Source organism: Lactiplantibacillus paraxiangfangensis, assembly GCF_036246185.1.
Classification (GTDB): Bacteria; Bacillota; Bacilli; order Lactobacillales; family Lactobacillaceae; genus Lactiplantibacillus; species Lactiplantibacillus paraxiangfangensis.
In genome coordinates this window covers 1-7337 of sequence record NZ_BTPW01000050.1, presented here as the reverse complement: position 1 = coordinate 7337, position 7337 = coordinate 1, and the positions used below count along the sequence as shown (strand labels likewise).

Here is a 7337-nt window from a genome sequence, read left to right as displayed (position 1 = left end):
TACGCTTCGTTTGAATATAGGTCATATCAGCGGTCCATTTTTGATTTAAACCAGTGGTCGAGAAATCCTGCTTAAGCAAGTTGGGACGCTGTTCAACCTTGGTTTTGGAAGCCGAAGCCGCTTTCCACTTATTGACGGTAACGGAGTGGATATCCAGTTCCTTCATGAGCCGGGAAATCCGTCGTGGACTGCACCGAAGCTGTAGTGGTTGAAGTTCCAGATTCAATTCATGGTGGATCTTCATAACACCGTATCGCTGCTTAAATTCCGCAAAGATCCGCAGAATCCGTTGTTTCAAGTCCGCATCTTCGGCCCGGCGTTTTGAAGGCTTTGGGGATCGATAACGATAATACTGGGCTCTGGAAACACCGAGGATTCGGCACATCTTGGTTACCTGGTGGTGATGGCTTTCTTGGTGAATGTAATCAAAGATATTGGTTACTTCTGCGCAAGGAAGCCCAGGGCTTTTTTTAGGATTTCGTTCTCCTCAGACAGCGAAGCCAGTCGCTTTTCCATCGCTTTGATTTCGTCTGGCGATTTACCGGATTGAGTTTTGGCCTGGCCCTGGATCCACTTATGAACTGTTGAATAGCCAATGCCATATTCTCTGGCCAGTTGGGCGGCTGATTCGCCTTGTTTATATAGGTTGATAATGTTTTGTTTGAATTCTTTGTCGTAACGAGTTGGCATGTAAAAATTCCTTCCTTTTGAGAGACGATTTATTCATTATACGCTCTCTTAAAAGTTGTCTCAGGAATCAGCTTACATCCAAATTTTAGAGTATGATAAAGTTGATTAACAATTTCGATAAAGGCGATGATGGGATGAAAAGCACGACGAAATGGGTAACACGGTGGCCCGAACGAATTAGTTACGGCTTAAGTGACGCCGCCGATAATTTAGTCTTTCAAATGATGACGACCTATTTGCTATTCTTTTACACTGATGTTTATGGACTGACACCAAGCGCGGTGGCCATTTTATTTGTCGTGGCGCGGGTAGCTGACGTTGTTGAAAGTTTTGTCATCGGGATCATGATTGATCACACACATTCACGGTTTGGCAAGAGCCGACCGTTCTTCCTCTGGTATTCGTTACCTTACGTTATTTTTGCGGTTCTCACCTTTGTGACGCCTAACTTTTCGTATAATGGTAAATTAATCTGGGCATATGTGACGTATTTAGGCCTTGGATTTCTGTATACGGCTGTTAATCTGCCAATCACGTCAATCTTACCAACGATGTCGCAGAATACTCGTGAGTTGACGTTGTTGGGTGTCATTCGTCAATTCTTTGGCAGTTCGGTTCAAATTGTGGTGGCGGTATTCACATTACCCTTGGTTGCGTTCTTCGGCCACGGTAATCAGCAAAAAGGGTTCTTGGGCACAATCATCGTGTTTAGCCTGATTTCATTTCTTTTGATTATCAACACGTTTGTCCATGTTCGCGAACGGTTCGCGAATCCTGAAATTGCCCATCAACCGTTAACAACTGTCCTAAAAATGTTGAAACATAATCAGCCATGGATCGTTATGTCAATCGTGATTATCATGTACTGGCTGGTGACGGCAATTAAGAATCAGACAACCATTTACTATTTTAAATATACGGTGGGAAACGAAAACCTGGTACCACTAGCTAACAGTTTTACCCTGGCAGCGTTAATCGGGGTATTGCTGATCATTCGAATTACCGAGGTTCGCAGTAAGAAGCAAACGATGCTTCGCGGTATTTTAATAGCGCTGGTTGGTCAAGCCGTGATTGCGATTGGGGTTTATACCAAAATACTGTGGTTCTTGTTTGGCGGTGTCTTGATTAACTCGATTGGCAATGGGATCATTATCGGCCTCGTCTCAATCATGATTGCTGACACAATCCGTTATGGTGCCAGCATGGGGATCCAAGCCGAGGGAATTCTGGCTTCAACGGATGACTTTGGCGTTAACGTCGGCCTTGGTGTTGGCGGCTTGATTACAGCTGGTTTGTTTCACTTTTCGGGTTACGTTGCCAATCGAACCCAGAATGCCGCAACTCTCACCATGATTAATTTGAATTATGTTTGGATTCCGTTGGTTATTTATGTGGGGATGTATTTTGTATTGCGGCTTTATGATGAGGGGCGGATTGAACGAGCAATAGAAGCAAGAAAATAAGTCCGAATTATATTCTAAATAATAGTTTTTGATTTGCTAACTAACACCGGTGCTGTGTGATATTATTACCTTTTTGCGCCAACGGTTATTGCAATTGGCCAAATAATCTTGCAACCTCACTTTTGAAATGCAATAGATTGTGAGTCGTTCCAGTTAGCACTATACTGAAACTGAGTCTAAATCTAAAAGGAGTGGTTTGCATGGCTGAAAAGTATACAGCAGAAATCGTGCCATTGAACGCTGAGAAGATTGGCACCGCGCCGCACGGTGCCGCGACGTTCACGATTGATGGTGCGCAAATGAAGATTCATATCGATATGTTTGATACACCTGCTAATGTGCAGCATTGGGAACATTTCCACGGATTCCCGGATGGTAAGCCAGCAGAAATCGCCACAGCGGCACAAGATGCTAATGGTGACGGTTTCGTTGATCTGCCAGAAACAGAACCGGTTTCCGGTACAACGATGGTGCCATTTGACGCTGAACCGGCCAAGATGCATGTGCCAAATGACAGTTACCCAGTGGCTGATGCAGAAGGTCACTATGCTTATGACAAACTCGTTGATCTGAAGGAATTGCAGACAGCGTTTAATGCCGCTTTTGGCAGTGACGATTTGCAGCTTGATAAAAGGGTCATTTATATTCATGGTGTGCCGGATACCTTGAAGCTACCGGCTACTGTTCAAGGAACTGTCATGAACTACGATGCCCACGTTACTTTACCAATTGCAGTTGGGAAAATCATCAAAGCTTAAACTAATTAGTTGAATAAATAACCTATAAGTAGTCTTGAAACTTACTGGCAATACGCCTGCTGTTTCAAGGCTACTTTTGGGTTTGAAGACCTTATTTACCTATAAATAGAGCTTTTTACATTATATGTACAGATTAATACGGCTCTGGTGCAAAGTTTGCTTGGCAACTTCATTCTAGTATACTGAGTGACAAGAAACGAGGGATTGTGCGCATGAATTACTTTAAAGGACGCCACTTTCAACAGGATATCATTATAGTAGCCGTTGGCTACTATTTTAGGTTCAGTCTCAGCTACCGTGATATCGTTGAATTGCTACGTGATCGCGGGGTTAGTGTGCAGCACACCACGGTCATGCGTTGGGTTCATCATTATGGTCCCATCTTTAAGGCTTTATGGCGCCAACATCAAACCTCCCATACCAAAAGTTGGAGGATAGACGAGACTTACATTAACGTCAAAGGTCATTGGACTTATCTGTATCGTGCAATTGATAGCAACGGTCTGACACTCGACTTCGAACTGCGAAAGCATCGTGATTATGCGGCAGCCTATCACTTTTTGAAACGGCTTTTGACGACCAATGGTCGTCCTGATCGCTTAGTCACCGATCAATATCGAGCAACACTTAAGGCAGTGAAGCACCTGATGAAACAAGACTACTTGAGCAAATCAGCACACCAATGTTCCAAGTATCGAAACAATTTAATCGAACAAGATCATCGATTCATTAAACGACACCGGGTGCGGTCAGCAAGTTTCCAAAGCATCCGAACCGCTAGTGCAACACTCAGCGGCATTGAAGTCATCCATGCATTACGCAAGAAAACCCGACGAGAGCTAAGCCTCATCGGGTTTTCAGCCGTGGACGAATTAAAAGCGATGGTGCCAGCATAACCTACAACACCCTATCAACAACTAGGTAAAAGGCACACTCTCAGACTATTTGCACCAGAGCCCTAAGCGGGCCTTTGCTGATTTGATTGCACTAGCTACCGAGACGATCGTCGATGCGACCAGCCTAACCGTCGTCACCAGTGACCCACTCAGTGTCGACCGCCAACAGCGACTCACCCATTTTGAAGCCCGGCCTTTACTCGCGCCGGTAGATTTGTCCAACACCACGTCAATTCCGGTTACAACCATTCAGGCAACGACCCAGGCTAAACTTGCCGAGCTCCCACGAACAACTCAGCGGCTCGTCAACCCAGATCTTTACCCGGTCTACATGACGACCACACTCAGCCAGTTGCAAACTAGTTTGTTGAATAAAATGACGATACTAGCAGATTAACAAACGAACACGCGTAGCAACGACCAAAGCCACTTCTGTACTTAGCGTTCAAATGACCGCTAAGTACAGAAGTGGCTTTAGTTTATATCAAGTAACAGTTAGCTCACTGACCAGTAATTTGATCATGTTCACCCGGGGTCAATATTTTGGTCATCACCGTAATCAAATACGCTTGTTCGCGCTCAATTTCAGTTCCCGGCAATTCCAGTATTAACCGCGCTAGGTAACCGAATAGCTGCGATAACAAACTTTGCAGTATCAAATCATTCGGCCAATCCACAATCAAATGATCTGCTTTTAGTTGATTGATGACACTTCCCATCTGCTTGACCATCTTAGGCGCAATCTGGCTAAGAATCTGTTCGCGTCGTTCGGTGTCAAAAGCTGCCACTTCAAAAATGACCTTTAACTCTTTCACGTTAGCTTTAGCAAATGCAACTCGGTCCGTAAAAATTGCTGTGACGAATGCCTGTAGACTGGGATAACGCTGCCGTAATTTATCCTCTGAAAAATCACTCGCTAAGATTGGCACAATGTGCGCGGTAATTGGTGCTAAGATGGCATCCCGTAAGGCAGCCTTAGTCTTATACCGCCGATAGACCGTCCCCTCCGCAACGCCGGCCCGTTGTGCAATATCACTAGTACTGGTCTGGTCAAAACCCTTTTCAGCAAACAAATCGAGACTTGCCTGGAGGATGGCCCGTTGCTTAGGTGTAATCGTTTCATTCTGACCTAGATCCTGTTGAAAATAATCCCGTATCCGTGGTCGTTCCATATCCTCACACCTTCCGATAACGTTTCATTCCAACAATATTCAACATTGTTAGTACGACCATAAACCCTACTAATATTAACAAATTGACACCAATATCGCCAAGCCCAGCACCCTTTGTCACAACAGCCGTCATCGCATTAGCACCATAGTATAACGGCATGATGTGGGCAATTGCTTGCAACCAACTGGCCATGCCATCGACTGGAACCAACCCAGCAAAAAAGATTTGTGGTACAACAATCAGTGGAATAAACTGAATCATTTGAAATTCTGAGTTAGCAAAGGTGGAAATAAAGATACCCAAGGTCAAAGCCACTAACGCTAATAATAAGTTAGTCAGAAAGACCAGCCAAATACTACCAACTAAGTGAATCTTGAAGACCGTAATTGTAAAAACAACGGTCAGGACAGTCTGAATGATGGCAAAGCCCCCATAACCAATTAGATAGCCCATAATAATTTCACTCCGTCGAATTGGGGTTGCAAGTAGCCGGCTTAGGGTTCCAGTAGTGCGTTCATTCAAAAGTGAAACGCCAGAAATCAAGAACACAAAGAAGAAGACAAAGAAACCGAGAAAGGCTGGAAAAAAGTTTTCAAAGAACGTTGAATCACTACTACTATAAATATAATGAGACTTAGTCGTATAACTGGTTGCTTTAGCTGACTGAGTCGAACTAGACGTCGTGGCTGTGGCCTGCTTGAGTTGCTTTTGTAATTTCTCAGCAGTTGCCTGGTCACCGCGGGCCTGGGCTTGTGCAATGGCAGTCTTCAGCTTGGTCACCGTTGCTTGTGTCTGGGCTGCTGTCAGCTTCTTCAAAGCGGCTTGTTGCGATTCAAGGGCCGCGCGCTGTTTCTTAGTAACGGTCACCAGCGTCTTCATTTTCAACTTGACTAATCCTGATTGTAAACTCGCCTTAATTAAAGACGTGTTGGTTGGATTGCTATTTGAATAAGTAATCGTCAATTGACCATTTTTCTGAGTCAAATAGCCATCTAGATCATGCTGCTTAATCATTTTCCGTGCCTGTGAACTATCATAATGATGAATCGTCACGTTTTTGGTATCGATCACGTTAACCACGGATTGGTCTACATGATGAACACCCAAGCTTGCTACTTGCGTCGTGTTGTTTTGAAATAAGAAATACATCAGCGTCATAATCAGCAATGGTGCCAAAAACATCAGCGCCAAGGTACGCTTATCACGTAACATTTGCTTAAAAACTCGTCTAACGATTGCCATCGTTCGCATCTTGCATCCGCCCCGCTTTCAAAAAGACCTGTTCGATCGTATCTACTGCATACTGTTGTTTCAGTGCCGCGGGTGTCCCCTCAGCAAGCGCAATCCCGTGCCGAATCAACATGAGATAATCACACCGTTCTGCTTCGTCCATGACATGCGTTGTCACGAGCATCGACTTACCGGTATCCTTGATCTTATTTAGTTCGGTCCAAATTTGTTGCCGTAATTCTGGATCAATCCCAACGGTCGGTTCATCTAAAATCAATAATTGGGGATCCTGAATCAGGGCAATTGCCAACGACAAGCGCCGTTTCATCCCACCCGAATAGCCACTGACCCGCTTGTCTAATTGGGACGTTAAATCAACTAATCCGGCTGCATAATCAATCATCTGTGCTAACTTTATTTTTGGAACGCTCATCAATTGCCCAAACAAGGTCAGGTTTTCACGGGCCGTTAGTGTCTCATACAAAGCGTCACTTTGGGCCATATACCCTACTTGTGCCATTACCGCCCTATTGGGCATCACCGTATCCATGACTTTAACAGTGCCACTATCCACAGCTTCCATCCCTAAAATACTCTTGATCAAGGTGGTCTTCCCAGCTCCTGATGGCCCAATCAAGCCATAAATCATTCCAGCCGGCAGTGTCAAATCAATCTGATTGAGCACTTGCTGATGACCAAAGTGCTTGCTGACCTGCTTGGCGATGACATAATCCGTTGCCATTTTAATAACCCTCTTTCTCAAAGCGAGTGTATACTCACTCACTTAATGGCCTTAGTATAATCAGTACATCTCGGTTTGTCAACATTAAAATGAGTTATCACTCACTTATTTTGTTTCCGGCCTATTTGTCACCGCATTGCAAACAAAAATGCGCCACCCCGTTGTTGGGATGTCGCATTTTAATTAAATAGCAGCACTGATATAAGCGTTAGCAATGTTTAAGCCTACCGATTTTTTAATATTATTTTATTCATCAATTTCCGGCGCCGACCCAAGCTCTGCCTGAATCATCCAGATTTTCTTCTCAATTGCGGTTTTGAGACCAATGAAAATATCTTGGGTACTGAAGTCTTTTTCAACATCGGATACTTCAATGCCGTGTTGG

At 44.3% G+C, this 7337-nt stretch carries 9 protein-coding genes and 1 pseudogene; 4 read left to right on the top strand and 6 right to left on the bottom strand.

Going from position 1 to position 7337, the window contains the following annotated elements:
• The coding region (locus AAA939_RS15010) for an IS3 family transposase (protein WP_237763462.1) at window positions 1-385 on the bottom strand (385 nt) is incomplete at its 3' end.
• A 53-nt stretch (window positions 386-438) separates the two neighbouring features.
• The gene (locus tag AAA939_RS15005; RefSeq protein WP_002816285.1) at window positions 439-690 is read right to left on the bottom strand and encodes an IS3 family transposase; all 252 of its coding nucleotides are present in this window, start codon (window positions 688-690) and stop codon (window positions 439-441) included.
• A 134-nt stretch (window positions 691-824) separates the two neighbouring features.
• Between AAA939_RS15005 and AAA939_RS15000 the strand changes: the two genes are divergently transcribed.
• The 4 genes from AAA939_RS15000 to AAA939_RS14985 all read left to right on the top strand — a co-directional run bounded on the left by AAA939_RS15000 (window position 825) and on the right by AAA939_RS14985 (window position 4204).
• The gene (locus AAA939_RS15000; RefSeq protein ID WP_164505680.1) at window positions 825-2153 is read left to right on the top strand and encodes a glycoside-pentoside-hexuronide (GPH):cation symporter; all 1329 of its coding nucleotides are present in this window, start codon (window positions 825-827) and stop codon (window positions 2151-2153) included.
• A 200-nt stretch (window positions 2154-2353) separates the two neighbouring features.
• The gene (locus tag AAA939_RS14995; RefSeq protein WP_002825826.1) at window positions 2354-2911 is read left to right on the top strand and encodes a hypothetical protein; all 558 of its coding nucleotides are present in this window, start codon (window positions 2354-2356) and stop codon (window positions 2909-2911) included.
• Window positions 2912-3123: 212 nt separating this feature from the next.
• On the top strand, window positions 3124-3807 hold the full coding sequence (locus AAA939_RS14990; RefSeq protein ID WP_002825828.1) for an IS6 family transposase: 684 nt from the start codon (window positions 3124-3126) through the stop codon (window positions 3805-3807).
• A gap of 49 nt (window positions 3808-3856) precedes the next feature.
• Entirely contained in the window at window positions 3857-4204 is a 348-nt protein-coding gene (locus tag AAA939_RS14985) for a hypothetical protein (protein WP_057707481.1), read from the top strand.
• A 103-nt stretch (window positions 4205-4307) separates the two neighbouring features.
• On the opposite strand, the gene AAA939_RS14980 is transcribed toward AAA939_RS14985, so the two are convergent.
• The 4 genes and pseudogenes from AAA939_RS14980 to AAA939_RS14965 form a co-directional block, all read right to left on the bottom strand.
• Window positions 4308-4979 (bottom strand): TetR/AcrR family transcriptional regulator, encoded by a 672-nt coding sequence (locus AAA939_RS14980; RefSeq protein WP_125547619.1) that lies wholly within the window; start codon window positions 4977-4979, stop codon window positions 4308-4310.
• Between the two features lie 4 nt (window positions 4980-4983).
• A complete protein-coding gene (locus tag AAA939_RS14975) occupies window positions 4984-6231 on the bottom strand; it encodes an ABC transporter permease (RefSeq protein ID WP_010620835.1) in 1248 nt (415 codons plus the stop codon).
• Entirely contained in the window at window positions 6209-6952 is a 744-nt protein-coding gene (locus AAA939_RS14970; RefSeq protein WP_003587212.1) for an ABC transporter ATP-binding protein, read from the bottom strand. Before AAA939_RS14970 ends, AAA939_RS14975 begins: the two co-directional genes overlap by 23 nt.
• A 246-nt stretch (window positions 6953-7198) precedes the next feature.
• Window positions 7199-7337 (bottom strand): annotated as a pseudogene (locus AAA939_RS14965) (DNA starvation/stationary phase protection protein); the annotation flags it as partial.